Below are 19,436 nucleotides of genomic sequence, written 5' to 3'. Positions count from 1 at the left end.
GCTTACGCGGCCTTCGACCTTCTTCCCAGCGCGACCGCGTCGTAGTGGCCGAGGAGTTCCTCGCACACCGCGCTCCAGGTTCTACCGAGCACCGCCGCCCTGCCTGCCGCCCCCATCCGACGGCGCAACAACGCGTCGGTAAGCCTGTCTACGACAGGTACCAACTGCTCGGCGAAGTGGTCCGGGTCGAGCAAGAACCCAGTACGACCGTGGTCCACGAGATCACGCGGCCCACCAGCGTCCGGCGCGACTACCGGCAATCCGGACGCCATAGCCTCTTGCACTGCCTGGCAGAACGTCTCGTGCGGGCCCGTGTGCACAAACACGTCCAGGCTGGCATAAGCGGCGGCCAAGTCAGCGCCGTCGCGGAAGCCCAGGAACGCCGCGTTGGGCATCCGCTCCCGCAGCACCTTCGAGTCCGGCCCGTCGCCTACGACCACCACGCGCACACCAGGCAACGCGTCGAGCGCGGCTAGATGCTCCACACGCTTCTCCGGCGCGAGCCTGCCCACGTAACCGACGAGCAGCTCACCGTTGGGCGCTAGCTGGGACCGCAACGACCGGTCGACGTGCTCGGGCGCGAACCGGCGGATGTCGACACCGCGCGCCCACCGGTGCACCCGGGGAACGCCGTGCCCGGTCAGGTCGGCCACCGCGGCCGACGACGGCGCCAGGGTCCGGTCGGCGCCGGAGTGCAGCCTGCGGATCCACCGCCACGCCGCGCGCGACCCCCGGCTCAGGCCGTAGGACGCGGCGAACCCGGCGACATCGGTCTGGTAGACCGCCACGGTCGGCACCCCGAGCCGCTTCGCCGCCCACAACCCGCCCGCGCCGAGCACGAAGGGTGACGCCAGGTGCACCACGTCCGGGTCGAACTCGGCGAGGTCGGTCAGCACCTTGGGGGTGGGCAGCCCGATCGGCAGCGAGGTGATCACCGGGAGGTCGACCGCCCTGACCCGGACGACGTCGACGCCCAGGTGGCGGTCCGGCCCGGGCCCCGGCGCGATGACCATCGCCCGGTGCCCGCGCTGGTTGAGGTGTTCGAGCACCCGCAGGACGGAGTTGGTGACGCCGTTCACCTGGGGCAGGAAGCTCTCGGTCACGATGGCGACGCGCACGGGTGCGACCGTCGCACCCCGTGCCGTCATCGGGGTGGTCGACCGCGTGACAGCGCGGCGAACGACACCGGAACAGCGGGTGGGTACCGCCGGAACGACCAACCTTGGCCTGGCGCTACCCGGCTTTTCATGTTCCGGACGCGCCCCGGCCACACGGTGTGGTCACTCTAGGTTGGCATGACGCTCTTGTCCTCCCGCTCCCGCAAGCCGGTGGAACCGGGGCTGCTGTCCCGGGCCTTGGAGGTCGCGGGCCGGCTGGCCAACGACGCGACCGACGTGATCACCGCGACCGCGGGCCGCGGCGCCCGACCGGTGGTGCTCGACTCCCCGTTCGACTGGGTGACCGACACCGACCGCATCCTGGAGCGGCACACCCGCCGGGTCCTGACCGCCGAGTTCCCCGGCATCCCGGTCGTCGGCGAGGAGTTCGGCGCCGACCTCGGCTCCGACGAGTCCGAGTACCGCTGGGTGGTCGACCCGGTCGACGGCACCGCCAACTACATCGCGGGTGTCCCCTGGTGCGCCTACAGCCTCGCCCTCGTCGACGCCGAAGGCCCCGTCGTCGGTGTGGTCGCGGACCCGTACCGCAGCCAGATCTACGCGGCGGCGCGCGGACGAGGCGCCCGCGCCAACGGCGTCCGCGTGCAACTGACCGACCGGACGTCGACGGCGGGCACGATCGTGTGCACGGAACTCGCGCGCAACGGACCGTGGCCGGGCATGGGCGGGTTCATCGAACGCGCATCCGCCGCACACGCAGGCGTCCGGGTCCTGGGGTCGGCCGCCCTTGCTGTCGCACAGGTCGCTTTGGGCCACGCGGCCGCAGCGGTGCTACACAGCTACCACGAGTGGGACGTTGCTGGAGCTGTCGCATTGGCACTGGAATCGGGCGCGCTGGTGCTCGACCGCCGTGGTGAGGACGCACCGTTGCCTGTGGACGGACTACTTGTCGCCGCGCCTGGGGTCGCGGAGACGGTGTTGTCCTGGTGGCAGGAGACCGCTGTCTGACCCGATTTCCCCTTGCCGCCCCGGTGGCCTGTGATCCACATGCGACAGTTGCGGCGTGTGGGGTGGTCGAGCCGGGAGATGGGCGGGAGGATGCTGGGGGCCAGGGACAGGTCTCGAGGGGATGGGTGAGGTGGATGCGGGCAGTCACGTCGGCGGATGGGACGGGGATCGCGGTCGAGGTTGTAGGGAGCGGGGTTCCGGTTGTCTTGGTGGGGGGCGCTTTCAACGACCGGAACTCCACGGCGGACCTGGGCGGGCTGCTGGCGGAGGCGGGGCTGAGCGCTGTCTCTTACGACAGGCGAGGGCGTGGGGATAGCTCCGACACGCAGCCCTATGCCGTTGAGCGGGAGATCGAGGACTTGGCGGCGGTGCTTGAGTCTGTGGGCGGTAGCGTTGTCTACGGGATGTCGTCCGGTGGGATCTTGGTGTTGTTGGCGGCGTTGCAGGGGCTTGGTATCAGCCGGGTCGCTGTGTATGAGCCGCCGTTCAACGATGATCCGTCGGAGGAGTTCGCGGAGGCTCAGGCTCGGCGGAGTCGGGAGGAGGCGGTGGAGGCGTTCCTGGCTACGACCGGGATGCCGCCGCAGGAGATCGACGGGATGCGGCAAGGGCCTGCGTGGCCCTACCTGCTTGGTCTCGCGCACACGCTGTCTTACGACGCGAGGATCGTCGCGCGCGGATCGACCGATGCGTTGGCGGCGCTGGAGATTCCAGTCCTGGTGGTCGACGGTGACGCTAGTCCGCCCTTCTTGCGCGACGCCGCTAAGAGTGTGGCCGAGGCGGTTCCCAACGCGACCAAGGTGTCCCTGCCGGACCAGACCCACAACGTCGACATCCGGGTTCTAGCGCCGGAACTGGTGCGGTTCTTCAGCTGACCAACCAGCGCGCTGCCGCTCTGGCCTCGGCCGGAGTAGTGGCGCGGCGGACAGCGGCAGCAAGTTCGCGGCACGCGCTAAGAGTGTGCGCGGCGAGGATGGTGCGGACGGCAGGCAGGCTTACCGGCGGCATGACCAGGGTGTCGACACCCATGCCGGTGAACACCAAGGCCAGCAACGGATCAGCCGCCGCCTCGCCACAGATCGCCACAGGTTTCGGGATGGCCGCGACGCCTGCGATCAGGTCGAGCAACGCCGGTTGCCACGGGTCGGTGAGATCCGCCAGGTCTGGCCGGTGCCGGTCGGCGGCGAAGGTGTGCTGGGCGAGGTCGTCGCAGCCGATGGTGAGGAAGTCGACCTCGGCGGCGATGTCCGCGGCGCGGAGGGCGGCGGCCGGGACGTCGACCACGGCGCCCGCCGTGGTGAGGCCGTGGTCCCGGACGGCGGCGGCGAACGCGGCGGCCTCGGTCGCGGTGGTGATCATCGGGGCGACCACCCAGGGCGTGGTACCGGTGTCGGCGGCCGCGCGGGCCAACGCCTCCAGTTGGTCGCGCAGCAGGTCGGGGCGGGCGCGGGAGATGCGGAAGCCGCGCACGCCCAGCGCGGAGCCGGTCCCCGCGTACGGGATCGGCGTGTCGGCGTCCAGGGTGCGGACGACGACCTTGCGGCCGACCAGCGGCGCCAGCACCTCCCGGTACGCGGCCTGCTGCTCGTGCACCGCGGGCGGGCGGGACCGGCCGACGAACAGGAACTCGGTCCGGACCAGGCCGACGCCCTCGGCGCCGGGCACCGGGTCGGGCCCGGTCAGGTCGGCGAGGAGCTCCACCCGGTGGCCGTCCGCGGTCCGACCAGGGCCGACGTCGAGCTCGGGACCCCGACGAGTGCGCACGGCACCAAACTACGCGTCGAAGTCCACCGTGACAGCCGCGCTTTCCGGCAAACCCTGACAGGTCAACACGAACCCCGCGTCGACCTCGTGCTGCTCCAGCGCGTAGTTGCGGCGCATCCGGACCTCACCGGTGACCACCTTCGCCCGGCAGGTGCCGCACACCCCGCCGCGGCAGGCGAACGGCAGGTCGGCGCGGACGCGCTGGGCGGCGTCGAGGATCGGCTCGTCGTAGGGCAGCGACAGCGTCGTCTCCCGGCCGTCGAGGATCACCGTCACCGCCGACGTTGGCCCGTCGACGCCCTCCTCGACCCGCTTGGGCTCCGGCGGCGGCTCGTCGACGTAGAACAGCTCGCGGTGCAGGCGCTCGGCGGGCACGCCCCGGGCGGTCAGTAACGCGTGCGCGTCCTGGACCAGCCCGAACGGGCCGCACAGCCACCAGTGGTCGACGTCCTGGGCGGGCACCACCCGGTCGAACAACGAGCCGAGCCGGGCCGCGTCGAGCCTGCCGGAGAACAGCTCCACGTCGCCCGGTTCCCGGGAGAGCACGTGCACGAGCTGCAGCCTGCTCGGGTAGCGGTCCTTGAGGTCGGCGAGGTCCTCGGCGAACATCACCGTGTCGCTGCGGCGGTTGCCGTAGAGCAGCGTGACCCGGGTGGTCGGGTCGGCGAGCACGGTGGCCGCGATCGACAGCACCGGCGTGATGCCCGACCCGGCGGCGACCAGGCCGTGGTGGCTGCCCGGCTCGACGACCGGCGTGAACGCGCCGAGCGGCGGCAGGACGTCCAGGGTGTCGCCCGCCTTGAGCGAGTCGACCAGGTGCGCGGAGAACAGCCCGCCCTCGACCCGGCGCACGCCGATGCGCGGCGCGGCGCCGACCGGGGCGCAGATCGAGTACGACCGGCGTTCCTCGCGGCCGTCGACGTCCTGGCGCAGCGTCAGGTACTGGCCGGCCTTGAACGCGAACCGCTCGCCGAGGTCGGCGGGCACGGCGAAGGTGATCGCGACCGCGTCGTCGCAGAGCCGGTCGACGCGGGCGACCGGGAGGGGGTGGAAGGCGCGCACGGTCACAGTTCCTTGATCTGCTCGAACGGTTCCCGGCAGTCCTCGCAGCGCCGCAGGGCCTTGCAGGCGGTGGAGCCGAAGCGGGACAGCTCGGTGGTGCGGGCGGACCCGCAGCGCGGGCACGGCACCCGCCGCGACGGCGGTTCCAGGTTCAGCGGCACCGGCCCGACCGCGCGCGGCCCGATCCGCTGGGGCGGCGCGATGCCGTGGTCGGCGAGCTTGCGCAGGCCGTCCTCGCTGATCCAGTCGGTGGTCCACGCGGGGTGCAGGACCGTCCTGACCTCGACGTCGGCGTACCCGGCGGCGGTCAGCTGGTCGACAAGGTCGGCGCGCATCTCGTCCATCGCGGGGCAGCCGGAGTAGGTCGGGGTGATCGTCACGGTGACCCGGCCGTCGTCCTCGCGCACGTCGCGCAGCACCCCGAGGTCGGCGAGGGTCAGCACCGGGAGCTCGGGGTCGAGCACCTGCTCGGCGACTTGGCGGGCGCTCACCAGACCGCTCCTGGCATCGACCGGGCGATGTGCTGCAGCTCGGCCAGCAGGTAGCCCATGGCCTCGGTGTGGATGCCGTCGCGCCCGGCCTGACCGGCGAGCGCCGCGACCTGCGTGGTCCGCGGCCGTTCCAGGCCGGCGGCGGACAGCACGGTGTCGATGACCTGGTCGAACTCGGCGCGGGCGGCGGCGGGGTCGACCGCGACCCCGTCCAACTCCGCCTCGATCGGGTGGGTGGCGAACAGCTCCTCGGTGAACGCCCACACCTTGTCCAGCCCGGCGACGATCCGCTCCCGGGAGTACTCGGTGCCACCCGCGAGCCGCAGCACCCACTGGGCGGCGTGGTCGCGGTGGTAGGCCAGCTCCTTGACGCCCTTGGCCGCGACGGCGGCGAGCACCGGGTCGGCCGAACCGACCAGCCGCTGGAACACCGCTAGCCGCCAGGTCGAGAACACCAGCAGCCGGGCGATCGTGGTGCCGAAGTCGCCGCCGGGCCCGGGACCGCAGTCGAGCTCGACCAGCCGGACGTTGCGGAACTGCCGCTCGTCGCGCAGGTAGGCCAACGCGTCCTCGTCGCGCCCGGCGTCTTCGACCTCGGCCGCCCGGGAGAGCAGCAACCTGGCCTGGCCTAGCAGGTCGAGCGCGATGTTGGCCAGCGCGACGTCCTCCTCCAGCTCGGGCGCGCGCGAGCACCACTCGGCGAGGCGCTGCGAGTAGACGAGCGCGTCGTCGCCGAGCATCAGGCAGTACGCGGTGAGGCTGTCGCGGTCGACGGCGGGGATGTCGCGGCCGACCCCGGCGAGAGCTGCGGTGAAGCCGGTGCCGAACGCCCAGTGCTTCTCCTCGCCCGCGTCGGTAAGGCCGTCGTAGGCGTTATCCATGGCGGGTCCGTTCTAGAGGTGCGGGACGTCCTCGGGGATGGCGTAGAACGTGGGGTGGCGGTAGACCTTGTCGCCGCTGGGGGCGAAGAACGGGTCCTTCTCGTCCGGGCTGGAGGCGGTGATGGCCTCGGCCTTCACGACCCAGATGCTCACGCCCTCGTTGCGCCGGGTGTAGAGGTCGCGCGCGTTGCGCAGCGCCATCTCGTCGTCAGGGGCGTGCAGCGAGCCCACGTGGACGTGGTTGAGGCCGCGCTTGCCGCGCACGAACACCTCGTAGAGGGGCCACGAAGACCTGGTCATGCCGCCTGCTCCTTCTTGCGCGCGTACGCGGTCGCCGCCTCGCGGACCCAGGCGCCGTCCTCGTGCGCCTTGCGCCGGTGCTCGACCCGCTGCGCGTTGCACGGACCGGCACCCTTCACGACCTGCCAGAACTCGGTCCAGTCGATCTCACCGAAGTCGTGGTGGCCGCGCTCGGCGTTCCACACCAGGTGCGGGTCGGGCAGCGTGACGCCCAGCTTCGCCGCCTGGGGCACCGACATGTCCACGAAGCGCTGGCGCAGTTCGTCGTTGGTGTGCCGCTTGATCCGCCACAGCATCGACTGCTCGGTGTTGGAGCTCTCCGCGTCCGGCGGGCCGAACATCATCAGCGACGGCCACCACCAGCGGTCCACCGACTCCTGCACCAGCGCCCGCTGCTGCTCGGTGCCGCTCATCATGGTCATCAGCAGCTCGTAGCCCTGCCGCTGGTGGAAGGACTCCTCCTTGCAGACCCGGATCATCGCGCGCGCGTACGGGCCGTAGGAGGTGCGGCACAGCGGCACCTGGTTGCAGATGGCGGCGCCGTCGACCAGCCAGCCGATCACGCCGACGTCGGCGTAGGTCAGCGTGGGGTAGTTGAAGATCGAGGAGTACTTCTGCCGACCGGCGATGAGCTTCTCGGTCAACTCCTCGCGGTCCGCGCCCAGCGTCTCGGCGGCGGCGTAGAGGTAGAGGCCGTGCCCGGCCTCGTCCTGCACCTTGGCCAGCAGGATCGCCTTGCGGCGCAGCGAGGGCGCGCGGCTGATCCAGTTGCCCTCCGGCTGCATCCCGATGATCTCGGAGTGCGCGTGCTGGGCGATCTGGCGCACCAGGGTCGCCCGGTACCCGTCCGGCATCCAGTCCCGCGGCTCGACCCGGTGGTCGGCGGCGACGGTCTGCTCGAACTCGCGTTCCAGGTCCACGCCCCAGATGTTACACCTGAACGCCAAATCTGCGGAGAAGTGTCATAGCCGGATCCGCCGACGGGGGCGCAGGCGCCGCACGTTCAGGGGACCCTGCCGCCGCAGCCAGTAGAGGAACGCGCCCGCGACCACCCACACGCCCAACACGGCCGTGCTCACCGGCAGGATCGTCAGCGCCGCGCCGCGCCCGGCCACCCGCACCAGGTCCGGGTTGCGCTGGTCGTACTCGACCCGCACCACCTGCCCCTCCTCCAGCGCCTCCGGGTAGAGCACCCCCACGCTGGGCAGGTGCTCGGCGCCGTCCGGCGTCTGGAAGCGGACCAGGGTCCGGCTGAACGACACGCTCACCACGTCGGCGTTGGCGTTGCCGGTGTAGCGCTCGATCGCCGCGTCCTCGGTGAACGCGCCCACCACCAGCAGCACGCCGAGCGCGGCGACCAGCCCCGCCAGGACGTAGGCCACCAGCGCGGCGACCGCCCGGCGGCGCTGCGGGCGGGTGAGTTGGTCATCCACGGGTGGAGGGTATCCACCGCCGGTGGCGGGCGTCAGGCGATCGCGGCGCCGACGGCGGACCGCAGGCGGGCGTGCAGGTCGCGCAGCCCGTCCCTGGTCGCCTTGATCTCCACGACGCGCAGCCCGGGTGCCGGGTCGAGCGCGCGGCGCAGGTCAGCCGGGGTGGCCGCCTCGGTGTGCGCGACGCCGTGGGCCCGGCACAGCGCGGCCAGGTCGACCCCGTGCGGCGTGCCGAACACCCGCTCGAAGCTGGCCCGGTGCTCGGCCGCGCCCTGTTCGAGCAGCGAGAAGATGCCGCCGCCGTCGTCGTTGAGCACGACGACGGTCAGGTCGGGGCGCTGCTCGCCGGGGCCGATGAGCAGGCCGTTCGCGTCGTGCAGGAACGTCAGGTCGCCGACGAGGGCGTAGGTCGGCGCGCCGCCGCCGAGCGACACCCCGGCCGCCGTGGACAGGTTGCCGTCGATGCCCGCGACACCCCGGTTGGCGTGGACCGCGATGTCCACCCGGTGCCGGGCGATCAGGTCGACGTCGCGCACGGTGTTGGACGAGCCGAGGAACAGCGTCGCCCCCGGCGGCAGCGCGGCGACCACGTCCCTGGCGACGTGCAGCCCGGTCGGCCACGGCTCGGCGGCGAGCAGCGCGCCGACCGCCTCGGCCGCGCCGTCCTCGGCGTCCTGCCAACCCGCCAGCCAGGAGTGGTCGTGCCCGGTGACGTGGACCAGGTCGTCCTGGTCGAGCCAGCCGCGCACGTGGGTGGCGACGAACTGCGGGTCGGTCCACTGTGGATGGTCGCCGATGCCGTACACCGGCACCCGGTCCATCAACCCGCGCACCCCGCGCGACAAGGTAGGTCTACCGACGACGACAACCGCGTCTGGCCTCAGCGACTCCGGCAGCGCACCGGTCCCCAGCAATAACGGACCCCCGCGCAGCACGTGCGCGCCGCCCGCGATCGCGGCGGCAGCACCAACGGGCTCAGCGACAACAGGCCACCCCGCCTTCGCGGCCACCCCGGCGGCAGACGTCGCTCTAGCCGCGTCACCGCTACCGACCACCATCAGCGTCCGCGCGGGCAACGGGAAGTCGACCCGGTTGCCCGGGACCGAACGGGCTGCCGACGACGTCGTCCAGCGCAGCCCACCCGGCCTGCCGACCAACTGGTCCGGCCACTCGTCGCCGAAGGTCGGCACCAGCGGCTCCCGGAACGGGATGTTCAGCTGCACCGGGCGCCCGGTCTCCGCGCGGGCCACACCCCGGCAGACCAGGCCGCGCCAGACCGGGTTCAACCCGGCCCGTCGCTCGGCCACCGGGAAGTCGACGGTGACCGCCGCGCTGCCGAAGATGCCGCGCTGGTCGATGGTCTGGTTCGCGCCGGTGCCGTGCAGCTCGGGCGGCCGGTCCGCGGTGATCAGCAGCAGCCCGACCCCGGAGTGGTGCGCCTCCAGGACGGCCGGGTGCAGGTTCGCCACCGCCGTCCCCGACGTGCACACCACGGCGGCAGGCCTACCGGAGGCCCGGCCGAGGCCGAGCGCGAAGTACCCGGCCGAACGTTCGTCGACCCGCACGTGCAGGGTCAGCTCGCCGCGGTTGGCCGCCTCGAACAGCGCGAACGCGACCGGCGCGTTGCGCGACCCGGGGCACAGCACGACCTGCCGGACGTCGTTGCGCACCAACTCGTCGACCACGACGGTGGCCATCGCGGTGGACGGGTTCACCGCGACCCGGTCCACACCGCGGTGGCACTGTCCACAGCGCTCGACCCGCTACCCAGGACACCCACGTCCACGCCCGACTCCCGCGCCACCACGTCCCACTCCACCAGTTCCCGCTGTGCCAGTTCCTTCAGAACCACTGCCCGCTGCGCCGATTCCCGCTGTGCCAAATCCCTCAGGACCACTGCCCGCCGTGCTGATCCCCCCACCGCCGCACCCCTCCCAGCGCCGTCCACCGCCGCGTCAGGTCCCCTCAGGACCATGACGTCGACGACCGTCCCGGGGTCCCCCGACCGGCACGCCAGGGCACCCACCCGCCCCCGACCCTTCACCGCCGCCGCCCCGACCGGCAACCGGCGCCCGCCAACTGGGCGAAGATCGGCCGGATCCCGTTGCGCCCGCAAGGGAATGGGAGCGCGCCCAACCGGACCGGTGGTCCTCCCGCGCCCAGGTGACCTGGGCGTCGGACTGGAACCCTCCGATGCCGGGCTCACGCGAGGGTCAGGTCGTCGGGGCGGTGCCGGAACAGCACACGCGCGCGCAGGCTCCAGCGGGCTATCGCGCGACCCGCGTCCGTCAGCCCTATCCGGCGCGCGTTCCAGTCAGCGTCAACAGCGTCGAGCACGCGGAGGCGGCGCAAGAACCACGAGCCGACCTCAGCCGCCCGCGTCGGTCCGAAGTCAGCGCCACCGCCCTCGGACCAGCCCTCCTCGGCGAGGACGTAGGCGACCTTCTCGAACACCCGGCTCGGCGACATCCGGTCCTCCAGCAGCAGCGCCGCGAAGACGACCTCCTGCACCGTGCCGAGCGCGGAGCGCTCCAGGGAGACCAACCGCTCACCGACGGTCATCAGCAGGGAGTCGGAATCGTCGACGAGCGCGGCGCCCTGCTCGGTGAGCCGCAGCCGGGCACCCGCGCGGGCGGTGAGGCCGAAGTCACCGGACAGCTCGCGCAGCAGCTTCACCGGCGGCCACTGCGACTCGCTGCGACCGGCGGCGGTGACCTCGGCGCAGGTGGGCATCAGGTCGATCAACTCGCTGACCAGCGTGGTCGGCAGGTAGCCGCTGCCGGTCAACCGGGCGCCCTGCTCGCGGCACTGGGTGAGCAGGTAGCTCAACGCGGGCAGCTGGGCGCCGTCGCTGTCGGGGGCGCGGCGGACCTCCGGCCGCAGCCGGACCATCAGCTCGCGCCGGGTCTGGCTGCCGTGCCCCAGGGTCCACTCGTCGAGCCGCTCGTCGAGCAGCCGGACGAACCAGGTCTCGTCGCCCTCGTTCTCCGGGCTGGTCAGCAGCCGCATCACCAGGCCGACCCGCATCGCGTCGCCGCCGTCGACCGGCAGCGTCCCGGCGTCCACCGCCTCCTCCAGCAGCCTGCCCGCCGCCGCGTGCAGCGCGCTCTCGATCGGGCCGCCGTGCTCGGACCAGGTCATCAGCGGGGTGTCCGGCGGCCACACCCCGGACGCGCGCCACGCGGCGGCCACCAGCCGCCGGTAGCGGTCCTCGTCCTCGGCCGCGTCGAGGATCGTGTGCGTCGCCTCCGCCCGGCAGACCTGGGCGTACCCGTCGTGGCCGAGCAGGTCGAGCAGCTCGGCGAAGGACTCGCAGGTCTGGTGCAGGTCGTCGAACGCGCCCTGCCCGCCGGGGCTGCGGTGCGCCTGCGGCAGCGTGCCCCACACCATCTGCTGCACGTCGTAGCGGGTGACCTTGGTCGGGTGGGCCGCGGTGGCCCGCATGACGTGCCAGAGCGCGTGCGCGTGCTTCGCGGCGGTGTCATCACGCGCGCGAATGACCTCCAGGGCCGAGTCCAGGTCGTGCACGAACCCAGCTTGACACGGCGACGGCCAACCCCGCGAACGACTGTCCACAGCCCCGCCGGCATCCTCGTGGACGTGGCTGAGCGCGAGGTTTCCGAACTGTTCGACCCGGCGCGGTGGCGCGCCGTCGACGGCTTCGACTTCACCGACATCACCTACCACCGGGCGGTGGACACCGGGGCCGTGCGGATCGCCTTCGACCGCCCCGAGGTGCGCAACGCGTTCCGGCCGCACACCGTCGACGAGCTCTACCGCGCGCTCGACCACGCGCGGATGAGCTCCGACGTGGGCTGCGTGCTGCTGACCGGCAACGGGCCCTCGCCCAAGGACGGCGGCTGGGCGTTCTGCTCCGGCGGGGACCAGCGCATCCGCGGCCGCACCGGCTACCAGTACGCGTCCGGGGAGACCTCGGAGACGGTGGACCCCGCGCGCGCGGGCCGGTTGCACATCCTCGAGGTGCAGCGGCTGATCCGGTTCATGCCGAAGGTGGTCATCGCGGTCGTCCCCGGCTGGGCGGCCGGTGGCGGGCACAGCCTGCACGTGACCTGCGACCTGACCCTGGCGAGCCGGGAGCACGCGCGGTTCAAGCAGACCGACGCCGACGTGGGCAGCTTCGACGGCGGGTTCGGCTCGGCGTACCTGGCCAGGCAGGTCGGCCAGAAGTACGCCAGGGAGATCTTCTTCCTCGGCCGGACCTACACCGCCGAGGACATGGTGCGGATGGGCGCGGTGAACGAGGCCGTGCCGCACGCGGAGCTGGAGGAGACCGCGCTGCAGTGGGCGCGGGAGGTCAACGGCAAGTCGCCGACGGCGCAGCGGATGCTCAAGTTCGCGTTCAACGCCATCGACGACGGCCTGATCGGGCAGCAGGTGTTCGCGGGCGAGACGACCCGGCTGGCGTACATGACCGACGAGGCCGTGGAGGGCCGGGACTCGTTCCTGGAGAAGCGGGACCCGGACTGGTCCCGCTTCCCGTACTACTACTGAGCCTGCTCCTGCTGGGCCTGCTCGCGCTGGCTCCGCAGGAACTCCTCGTGGTCCGCGCGCACCTTGCGGTAGAGGGCCGCCTTGCGCTCCTCGTCCACATCGGACAGTGGGAGGTGGAAGACGTCAGCGAGGGTGGCGAAGTACTCCCCCGCGCTGCCGATCTCCCGCCGGTCGTCGCCCGCAGTGCTGTGGCGGTCCAGCAGGAGACCACGCAGCACCGTGGCGCTGTCGCCGTCGCGTCGACACAGTGCGGCGATGCGGACGAAACCCGAGTCGGGGCTGGTGGACTGCTTCTCGTGTTCGACGAGGAAGTCCTCGACGGTCGCTTCGTAAGGGGCGAAATCCATGCCGGGGCAGCGTGCCCAGTCGTCGTGGTCTAGCCGCCAACCGCCTTCGACGACATCTGACGGTCGTAGTGTCAGCTCCAACGGCGGCTGCCGGTACTTGCCCGCGACAAGAGGCAGTGGTTCGTGAAGCGCGTCGCCCATCCCCGTGTCGACAACCCACACACCGTCTGGGCAGTCGGGGCTGGGCAGGCCATGAACCTCGATGACCAAGTGGTTGCTGTTAGCGCCAACCGGCTCCGCCCACTGCGGACCCTGGACACCGCCGACGCGCCAGTGGACGTCGAACCCGAGCCAGTCCAAGAGGCACCCAAGCGCGCCGTTGAGGTGGTAGCAGTAGCCGCCACGACCGGCGACCACGTAGCGCACGGAGTCGAGCGGCTCGACCGTGCGCCGTTCACCCAGCGCGATCCACACGACCTCGTAGGGCACCAGCGCGGTCTGCGCCTTGTGCAGCGCGACCAGGGTGTCCAGCGTCGGATTGGGCGGCGCCGACCACCCCCAGGCGCAGCAGGTACGCGTCCCGCAGGTCGGTGTCGACCGGCCGCCGCCACGACCGGTCGGCGCGCCGGGGGTCGTCGAGTGGGAGCGGCTCAGGCAAGGTTCAGCTGCCAGGAGACGCCGAACCGGTCGTTGGTCCAGCCGTACTTGGTGCTGAAGCCGTAGTCGCCCAACGGCATCAGGGCCTGGCCGCCCTCGTTGAGCGCGGCGTAGAGGCGGTCGAGCTCGGCCTCGGTGTCGCACTCGACCCACAGCGAGGTCGACGGCGTGAAGGTGAACGCGTGCGCGGGCGGGCTGTCGAACGCCTTGATCACCTGGCCGCCCACCCGGAAGCTCGCCTGGTAGACCGTGCCCTCCTTGCCCGGGCCGTCCACGCCCCACCGGTTGAGCAGCAGGACCTCGCCGTCGTCGAACAGGGACGTGTAGAAGGTGATCGCCTCCTCCGCCCTGCCCTCGAACATCAGGAAGGTCGTCACCTTCTGTCGCGCTGTGGACACAGTCACCGCTCCTCTCGCGTTGTGCGTCGAGCGTAAGCACCGGCACCGACACAGCTGCCAGGATGGCCCCCATGCACCCCGTCACGCTCGACGGCACCGAGGCGGCGGTCCACGCCCTCGCGCGGGCCCTGCGGCCGCTCCTGGACGGCTCGGGCGGCTCCGCGGTGCTGCCGCTGGCCCCGGGGGAATCACCGTCGGACATGCGGCCTGACCTGCCGGTGGAGCCGGGCACGGGGTTGATCGTGCGCACCTCGGGGTCGACCGGCGCCGCCAAGGGGGTCCTGCTGTCGGCCGCGGCGTTGCGGGCCTCCGCGACGGCGACGCACGCGCGGCTCGGTGGCGCGGGGACCTGGTTGCTGGCGATGCCCGCGCACCACATCGCCGGGGTCCAGGTCGTGATCCGGTCGCTGTTGGCGGGAACGCCACTGGCAGTACTACCGGCAGGGGGCTTCCGTGGGCGGCGGTTCGTAGAGGCGGCATCGGACGTGCTCGCCGCCGACGGTCCGCGGTACACGGCGTTGGTGCCGACACAGTTGACCCGGTTGTTGACCGAAGGGGGGGACGCGCTGGCCGCTGCCCGTTCGTTCGACGCGGTTCTGGTCGGCGGCGCGGCGACGAGCCCGACCACGCTCGCCCAGGCCAAGGACTCCGGGATCAAGGTGGTCACCACCTACGGCATGTCGGAAACAGCAGGCGGGTGTGTGTACGACGGCGTTCCGCTCGACGGTGTTCGAGTGCGACTAGAGGACGAAGTGGTCCACCTGAGCGGCCCGACTCTTGCGCACGGCTACCGACTCGACCCGGATAACCCTGCCTTCACGGATGGCTGGTTCCACACCTCCGACCTCGGCCGCATCGTCGACGGCAAGCTGGAGATCCTGGGCCGCACCGACGATCTCATCAACACCGGGGGCAAGAAGGTCGCGCCAACGGCCGTCGAGCGCGTGCTGACCGCTCAAGCCGGAGTCGCCGAAGCGTGTGTGGTGGGCCTACCGGACCCGGAATGGGGCCAACGAGTCGCGGCCGCGATCGTAGCCAACGGCGATGTCGACACGGCATCCCTCATCGCTGCCGTAAGAGCCCAACTCGGCCTACACGCTGCCCCGAAGCAGGTCCACGTCATCGCCGAGATACCGCTACGCGGGCCAGGCAAGGTCGACCGCGCCGCCGTCGCTCAACTGCTTGCCTCTGCGGCAACCTCACGCACCCGGGGCAACAACTCGTCGGCCAACACGCCGCCGTAGAACACGGCCGCGACCCGGTGCTGCTTGTCGAGCACGAACGTCGATGGCACTGTCGCGTTGCGGTACTTGCCGAACCCGAGCAACGACCGCGCCGCCGGGTCGTAGAGCGACGGGTACTCGACCTGGCGGTCACGCACGAAGTCGACGGCGAACTCGCGGTCGTTGTCGCGCACGTCGATGCCGAGGAAGTCCACATCGAGTTCGCGGGTCTCGGCGTGGACCCTCTGCAACTGCGGGAACTCGTGCCTGCACGGCGCGCACCAAGCGCCCCACACGTTCACCACGAGCGCGGTCCCGTCGAGGTCCCGCGTCGCGACGGCCGCCCCGGTCAGCAGTTCCTCCCCGCTGACCTCGACCACCACATCCCGCGCACCGACCGGGACCAGCGCGCCGTTCGGTCGCGGCGGCTCCGTCGTCCCACAACCGGCCGCCACCAGCCCCACGACCGCGGCGAGCACCACCCAGCGCATGATCATCCCCCTCGGGCCGACTCTAGCCAGGCGAAATCGGTGGAGGGGCCGGTGGGGGCGGAGTAGCGTCCAGCGACCGTGGACCTCGTCATCTCCTCCCTGGCCGAGCGACCCGACCTGGAGCCGTTGCTCGAGCACTTCCCGGACAGCTGGCCCGAGTTCATGCGCAAGGACCCGACCTCCGGGCTGTACTACTCGGTGGCGGCTCAGCACTACCCGGAGCACGTGCTGGTCGCCTACGACCGCGACCACCCCGAACGGCTGGTGGCCAAGGCGCACAGCGTCCCGTTCCGGTGGACCGAGGAGTTCCTGCCGCCCGGCGGCTGGGACCGGGTGATCGAGCGGGCCACGATCGGGCGAGCGACCGGCGAGGAGCCGAACCTGGTCTCCGCGCTGGAGATCAACGTCCAAACCGACCTGCGCGGCACCGGTCTCTCGTCGGTGATGCTGACCGCGATGCGCGACTCGGTCCGCGCGCTCGGGTACGACACCCTCGTCGCCCCGGTGCGGCCGAACGGGAAACCCGCGCACCCCGAGGTGCCCACCGGCGAGTACGCGGGCTGGACCAGGGAGGACGGCCTCCCGGTCGACCCGTGGCTGCGGGTCCACGTGCGCGCGGGCGGGGTGGTCGAGGCGATCGCGGTGCGGTCGATGACCATCGCGGGCACCCTCGTCGAGTGGCGGGAGTGGACCGGCCTGCCGTTCGACCGCACCGGCCCGGTGCTCGTCCCCGGCGCCCTGGTACCGGTGCACTGCGACGCGGAACACGGTTACGCCGTGTACATCGAGCCGAATGTCTGGGTCCGGCACAAGACGTGACCAGTCCCTCAACACGTGACTGCTCGTGATCGGTGAAGATGGACCGATGGCGACAGTCGCGGAGTGGATCGAGGGCGCGCGGGTTCGCACGTTGCCGAACTCGGTGGCGCCGGTCCTCGTCGGCTCAGGGGCGGCGGCCGCGATCGGCGCTTTCTCCTTGGCCCGAGCGGCATTGGCGTTGTTCGTGTCCTTGGCACTGCAAATCGGCGTCAACTACGCCAACGACTACTCCGACGGCGTTAGGGGCACCGATAGCGATCGGGTTGGCCCGTTGCGGCTCGTGGGTTCCGGCGTGGCGTCCCCCGGCGCTGTGAAGGCGGCCGCTTTCGCCTGCTTCGGCCTCGGCGCGGTCGCGGGTCTGGTGCTGGTTTCGCTGTCCGGGCAGTGGTGGATGTTGGCCATCGGCGCCGCGTGCATCGCGGGGGCGTGGTTCTACACCGGCGGTGAGAAGCCCTACGGCTACTCGGGCTTCGGTGAGATCGCCGTCTTCCTCTTCTTCGGCGTCATCGCCGTGCTCGGCACCGAGTACGTGCAGGCCGACCGGGTCAGCTGGTTCGGCGCCGCGGGCGCTGTCGCGATGGGGTCGTTCTCGGCCGGGGTGCTGGTCGCGAACAACCTCCGCGACGTCCCCACCGACCGGGTCGCCGGCAAGCACACGCTCGCGGTGCGACTGGGCGAGGTCCGCACCCGGGTGCTCTACCAGGTCCTGGTCACCATCCCGTTCGTCGTGACGGTCGCGGCCGCGTTCGCGACGCCCATCGCGCTCGTCGGCCTGGTCTCCATCGTCTTCGTCGTACCCGCCGCGCGGCGCGTCGCTCGCGGGGAGACGGGTTTGAACCTGATCCCGGTCTTGAAGCAGACCGGGTTGGCGATGCTGACCTGGGCCGTGGTCACCGCTACCGCTGTCGGGTTGACTTAAGAACAGTTGGTTTGACTTAAAGCTGGCTTGTCCTAAGAACAGCGGGTTGTCCTAGCCGTTCCAGACGCCCGTGGTGAGGAACGCGTCCAGCACCTCGTTGTACGGCGTCGGGTCGATGCCCTGCGCGGCCAGCCAGCCGTCGTCGTAGTACGTGTGCGCGTACCGCTCCCCGCCGTCGCACAGCAGCGTGACGACGCTCCCGCTGACCCCGGCGGCCACCAGTTCGGCGACGATCTCGAACGCGCCCCACAGGTTCGTCCCGGTCGACCCGCCCACCCGCCGCCCGAGCACCCGCTCGACCCGCCGGATGACCGCGACCGACGCCGCGTCCGGCACCTTGATCATCCGGTCGATCACCTGGCCGAGGAACGAGGGCTCCACCCGCGGCCTGCCGATGCCCTCGATGCGCGAGCCCCGGCAGCCGGTCAGCCCCGGCTCGGTGTCGCGCCAGGCGTCGAAGAAGACCGAGTTCTCCGGGTCGACCACGGCCAGCCGGGTGCCGAGCCTGCGGTAGCGGATGTAGCGGCCGATGGTGGCGCTGGTGCCGCCGGTGCCCGCGCCGACGACCACCCAGGCGGGCTCGGGGTGCGGTTCGAGCGACATCTGGTCGAACACCGACTCGGCGATGTTGTTGTTCCCGCGCCAGTCGGTCGCCCGCTCGGCGTGGGTGAACTGGTCGATGAAGTGCCCGCCCAGCTCGGCGGCCAGCCGGTAGGACTCGGCGTAGAGCTGGCTGGGCTCGTCGACGAAGTGGCACCGGCCGCCCTGGCGCTCGATCAGCTGGACCTTCTCCTGGCTGGTCGTGCGCGGCATGACGGCGATGAACGGCAGGCCGAGCATCCTGGCGAAGTACGCCTCCGAGACCGCCGTCGAGCCGGAGGACGCCTCGATCACCGGGGTGCCCTCCACGATCCAGCCGTTGCACAGCGCGTAGAGGAACAGCGACCGGGCCAGGCGGTGCTTGAGGGAGCCAGTGGGGTGGGTTGACTCGTCCTTGAGGTAGAGCCGCACGCCCCACTCGTCGGGCAGCGGGAACGGCAGCAGGTGCGTGTCGGCGCTGCGGTTGGCGTCGGCCTCGATGATCCGCACGGCCTCGCACACCCAGGCCCGGGTCTTGTCGCTGCACCTGTCCACGGCGGTCATGTACCAACATTATCGCCCAGCAGCGCTTTCACCACCGCCCCAACGGGTGGCGAACGAGGATCAGGAGTCGCCGCGCAGCTCGGCCCGCAACCGGGCGCGCTCGGCGTTGCGGTCCTTGTGCCGCTCGGCGAGACCGGCGGTGACCCGGGCGTTGAGGCCGCGGAACAGCAGCAGGCCCAGCGGGAACCCGACCACCAGCCCGACCGCGATGGCGACCAGCAGCGGGATGTCGAACAGCACCAGCAGCACCGCGACCACGGCCACCAGGACCAGGCGCAACGCGGTGTAGAGAGCCAGGTCACGACCCAGGGTGCTGTCGGGCTTGTCCACGGCCCCGAGGCTACTCGTCGTCCTCGTCCACGGTGTTCGGCCTGCCCTCGAACCGGGTGGACAGCACGACCGTGGAACGGGTCCGCGCGACCCCCTTGATGCGGCGCAGGCGGCCGAGCGCGCGCTCCAGGTCGTCCACCGTGGCCACCCTGACCTTGACCACGAACGCCTCGTCGCCCGCCACCCGGTAGCAGGACTCCACCTCGACCAGCTCGCCGAGCGCGTCGGCGACCTCCTCGTCGTCGGCGGTGTCAGTCGGGTGGATCCCGACCAGGGCGGTCACCCCGAGACCGACCGCCCTCGGGTCGACCTGGGCGTGGTAGCCGGTGATCACCCCGGACGACTCCAGCTTGCCGACCCGTTCGTGCACGGCGGAGGCGGAGAGCCCCACCTGTCGGCCCAGGTCGGCGTAGGTGACCCGGCCGTTGGTGCGCAGCGCGGCGATGATGCGGCGATCGACGTTGTCCACGGGGCGAAAGCGTACGGCGTGCGCACCCGGTGTCCGAACCGGTCGATTTGTCCCTTACTACCTCTTTACCATCACCCAACCGTTCGAGTACCCGATGGTCGAAGTGCCACGATTGCTCCTGGTTTCACCCC

General features: G+C 71.5%; 23 protein-coding genes. 6 read left to right on the top strand and 17 right to left on the bottom strand.

Going from position 1 to position 19,436, the window contains the following annotated elements:
* Positions 1–2 precede the first annotated feature (2 nt).
* Positions 3–1,118, bottom strand: a complete 1,116-nt coding sequence (locus tag LV79_RS07225; RefSeq protein ID WP_253833336.1) for a glycosyltransferase family 4 protein — start codon at positions 1,116–1,118, stop codon at positions 3–5.
* A gap of 177 nt (positions 1,119–1,295) precedes the next feature.
* Here LV79_RS07225 and LV79_RS07220 point away from each other — a divergent pair, with 177 nt between their 5' ends.
* Positions 1,296–2,126 (top strand): inositol monophosphatase family protein, encoded by an 831-nt coding sequence (locus tag LV79_RS07220; protein ID WP_253833334.1) that lies wholly within the window; start codon positions 1,296–1,298, stop codon positions 2,124–2,126.
* 134 nt (positions 2,127–2,260) lie between these two features.
* On the top strand, positions 2,261–3,001 hold the full coding sequence (locus tag LV79_RS07215) for an alpha/beta fold hydrolase (protein WP_253833332.1): 741 nt from the start codon (positions 2,261–2,263) through the stop codon (positions 2,999–3,001).
* Here the strand turns inward: LV79_RS07215 and LV79_RS07210 are convergent.
* The 10 genes from LV79_RS07210 to LV79_RS07165 all read right to left on the bottom strand — a co-directional run bounded on the left by LV79_RS07210 (position 2,994) and on the right by LV79_RS07165 (position 11,585).
* The gene (locus LV79_RS07210) at positions 2,994–3,890 is read right to left on the bottom strand and encodes a putative PEP-binding protein (RefSeq protein WP_253833330.1); all 897 of its coding nucleotides are present in this window, start codon (positions 3,888–3,890) and stop codon (positions 2,994–2,996) included. The genes LV79_RS07215 and LV79_RS07210 overlap by 8 nt on opposite strands.
* A 9-nt stretch (positions 3,891–3,899) precedes the next feature.
* A complete protein-coding gene (gene paaE, locus LV79_RS07205; RefSeq protein WP_253835871.1) occupies positions 3,900–4,952 on the bottom strand; it encodes a 1,2-phenylacetyl-CoA epoxidase subunit PaaE in 1,053 nt (350 codons plus the stop codon).
* Positions 4,953–4,954: 2 nt separating this feature from the next.
* The gene (gene paaD, locus LV79_RS07200) at positions 4,955–5,446 is read right to left on the bottom strand and encodes a 1,2-phenylacetyl-CoA epoxidase subunit PaaD (RefSeq protein ID WP_253835869.1); all 492 of its coding nucleotides are present in this window, start codon (positions 5,444–5,446) and stop codon (positions 4,955–4,957) included.
* A complete protein-coding gene (paaC, locus tag LV79_RS07195; RefSeq protein ID WP_253833328.1) occupies positions 5,440–6,324 on the bottom strand; it encodes a 1,2-phenylacetyl-CoA epoxidase subunit PaaC in 885 nt (294 codons plus the stop codon). Before paaC ends, paaD begins: the two co-directional genes overlap by 7 nt.
* Before the next feature lie 12 nt (positions 6,325–6,336).
* Positions 6,337–6,624, bottom strand: a complete 288-nt coding sequence (gene paaB, locus LV79_RS07190; protein WP_253833326.1) for a 1,2-phenylacetyl-CoA epoxidase subunit PaaB — start codon at positions 6,622–6,624, stop codon at positions 6,337–6,339.
* Positions 6,621–7,544, bottom strand: coding sequence for a 1,2-phenylacetyl-CoA epoxidase subunit PaaA (paaA, locus tag LV79_RS07185; RefSeq protein WP_253833324.1), 924 nt, complete (start codon positions 7,542–7,544; stop codon positions 6,621–6,623). The genes paaB and paaA overlap by 4 nt, the downstream gene beginning before the upstream one ends.
* Before the next feature lie 42 nt (positions 7,545–7,586).
* Complete coding sequence (locus LV79_RS07180; protein WP_253833323.1) at positions 7,587–8,057, bottom strand: DUF3592 domain-containing protein; 471 nt, start codon at positions 8,055–8,057, stop codon at positions 7,587–7,589.
* 32 nt (positions 8,058–8,089) lie between these two features.
* A complete protein-coding gene (menD, locus tag LV79_RS07175; RefSeq protein WP_253833321.1) occupies positions 8,090–9,772 on the bottom strand; it encodes a 2-succinyl-5-enolpyruvyl-6-hydroxy-3-cyclohexene-1-carboxylic-acid synthase in 1,683 nt (560 codons plus the stop codon).
* Positions 9,769–9,909, bottom strand: a complete 141-nt coding sequence (locus tag LV79_RS07170; protein ID WP_253833319.1) for a hypothetical protein — start codon at positions 9,907–9,909, stop codon at positions 9,769–9,771. The genes menD and LV79_RS07170 overlap by 4 nt, the downstream gene beginning before the upstream one ends.
* A gap of 350 nt (positions 9,910–10,259) precedes the next feature.
* Positions 10,260–11,585 carry a hypothetical protein gene (locus LV79_RS07165; RefSeq protein ID WP_253833317.1) on the bottom strand — a complete coding sequence of 442 codons (1,326 nt, stop codon included), beginning with the start codon at positions 11,583–11,585 and terminating at the stop codon, positions 10,260–10,262.
* Between the two features lie 72 nt (positions 11,586–11,657).
* On the opposite strand from LV79_RS07165, the gene LV79_RS07160 reads away from it, so the two are divergent.
* Positions 11,658–12,569: a 1,4-dihydroxy-2-naphthoyl-CoA synthase gene (locus LV79_RS07160; protein WP_253833315.1), complete on the top strand. Its 912-nt coding sequence runs from the start codon at positions 11,658–11,660 to the stop codon at positions 12,567–12,569.
* Here LV79_RS07160 and LV79_RS07155 read toward each other — a convergent pair.
* A complete protein-coding gene (locus LV79_RS07155; protein WP_301320800.1) occupies positions 12,563–13,378 on the bottom strand; it encodes an arylamine N-acetyltransferase family protein in 816 nt (271 codons plus the stop codon). The genes LV79_RS07160 and LV79_RS07155 overlap by 7 nt on opposite strands.
* 128 nt (positions 13,379–13,506) lie before the next feature.
* Positions 13,507–13,911, bottom strand: a complete 405-nt coding sequence (locus tag LV79_RS07150) for a VOC family protein (protein ID WP_253833311.1) — start codon at positions 13,909–13,911, stop codon at positions 13,507–13,509.
* A gap of 71 nt (positions 13,912–13,982) precedes the next feature.
* Between LV79_RS07150 and menE the strand changes: the two genes are divergently transcribed.
* Positions 13,983–15,155: an o-succinylbenzoate--CoA ligase gene (gene menE, locus LV79_RS07145; RefSeq protein ID WP_253833309.1), complete on the top strand. Its 1,173-nt coding sequence runs from the start codon at positions 13,983–13,985 to the stop codon at positions 15,153–15,155.
* Here the strand turns inward: menE and LV79_RS07140 are convergent.
* On the bottom strand, positions 15,086–15,625 hold the full coding sequence (locus tag LV79_RS07140) for a TlpA disulfide reductase family protein (protein ID WP_253833307.1): 540 nt from the start codon (positions 15,623–15,625) through the stop codon (positions 15,086–15,088). The two genes, menE and LV79_RS07140, sit on opposite strands and share 70 nt — an antisense overlap.
* Before the next feature lie 78 nt (positions 15,626–15,703).
* Here LV79_RS07140 and LV79_RS07135 point away from each other — a divergent pair, with 78 nt between their 5' ends.
* Positions 15,704–16,444, top strand: coding sequence for an N-acetyltransferase (locus LV79_RS07135; protein WP_253833305.1), 741 nt, complete (start codon positions 15,704–15,706; stop codon positions 16,442–16,444).
* 46 nt (positions 16,445–16,490) lie between these two features.
* Positions 16,491–17,363, top strand: coding sequence for a 1,4-dihydroxy-2-naphthoate polyprenyltransferase (locus LV79_RS07130; RefSeq protein WP_253833303.1), 873 nt, complete (start codon positions 16,491–16,493; stop codon positions 17,361–17,363).
* Positions 17,364–17,414: 51 nt separating this feature from the next.
* On the opposite strand, the gene cds1 is transcribed toward LV79_RS07130, so the two are convergent.
* Genes cds1 through LV79_RS07115 form a run of 3 tightly spaced genes read right to left on the bottom strand, consistent with a single transcriptional unit; the run spans position 17,415 to position 19,305 of the window.
* Positions 17,415–18,506, bottom strand: coding sequence for an L-cysteine desulfhydrase Cds1 (gene cds1, locus LV79_RS07125; protein ID WP_253833301.1), 1,092 nt, complete (start codon positions 18,504–18,506; stop codon positions 17,415–17,417).
* Positions 18,507–18,566: 60 nt separating this feature from the next.
* Complete coding sequence (locus LV79_RS07120) at positions 18,567–18,836, bottom strand: DUF4229 domain-containing protein (RefSeq protein ID WP_253833299.1); 270 nt, start codon at positions 18,834–18,836, stop codon at positions 18,567–18,569.
* A gap of 10 nt (positions 18,837–18,846) precedes the next feature.
* On the bottom strand, positions 18,847–19,305 hold the full coding sequence (locus tag LV79_RS07115; protein ID WP_092777448.1) for an Lrp/AsnC family transcriptional regulator: 459 nt from the start codon (positions 19,303–19,305) through the stop codon (positions 18,847–18,849).
* Positions 19,306–19,436: the final 131 nt, after the last annotated feature.

Source organism: Actinokineospora globicatena, assembly GCF_024171945.1.
GTDB classification, from domain to species: Bacteria; Actinomycetota; Actinomycetes; order Mycobacteriales; family Pseudonocardiaceae; genus Actinokineospora; species Actinokineospora globicatena.
The sequence above is the reverse complement of the archived record's forward strand: the minus strand, read 5'-3'. Positions and strand labels throughout refer to the sequence as shown.

What these genes read in the sequence shown, in the direction of transcription:
- LV79_RS07220 (WP_253833334.1), top strand. Translation starts at nt 1,296, where the DNA reads ATGACGCTCTTGTCCTCCCGCTCCCGCAAGCCGGTGGAACCGGGGCTG.
- LV79_RS07215 (WP_253833332.1), top strand. Translation starts at nt 2,261, where the DNA reads ATGCGGGCAGTCACGTCGGCGGATGGGACGGGGATCGCGGTCGAGGTT.
- paaC (WP_253833328.1), bottom strand. Translation starts at nt 6,324, where the DNA reads ATGGATAACGCCTACGACGGCCTTACCGACGCGGGCGAGGAGAAGCAC.
- paaB (WP_253833326.1), bottom strand. Translation starts at nt 6,624, where the DNA reads ATGACCAGGTCTTCGTGGCCCCTCTACGAGGTGTTCGTGCGCGGCAAG.
- menE (WP_253833309.1), top strand. Translation starts at nt 13,983, where the DNA reads ATGCACCCCGTCACGCTCGACGGCACCGAGGCGGCGGTCCACGCCCTC.
- LV79_RS07140 (WP_253833307.1), bottom strand. Translation starts at nt 15,625, where the DNA reads ATGCGCTGGGTGGTGCTCGCCGCGGTCGTGGGGCTGGTGGCGGCCGGT.
- LV79_RS07130 (WP_253833303.1), top strand. Translation starts at nt 16,491, where the DNA reads ATGGCGACAGTCGCGGAGTGGATCGAGGGCGCGCGGGTTCGCACGTTG.
- cds1 (WP_253833301.1), bottom strand. Translation starts at nt 18,506, where the DNA reads ATGACCGCCGTGGACAGGTGCAGCGACAAGACCCGGGCCTGGGTGTGC.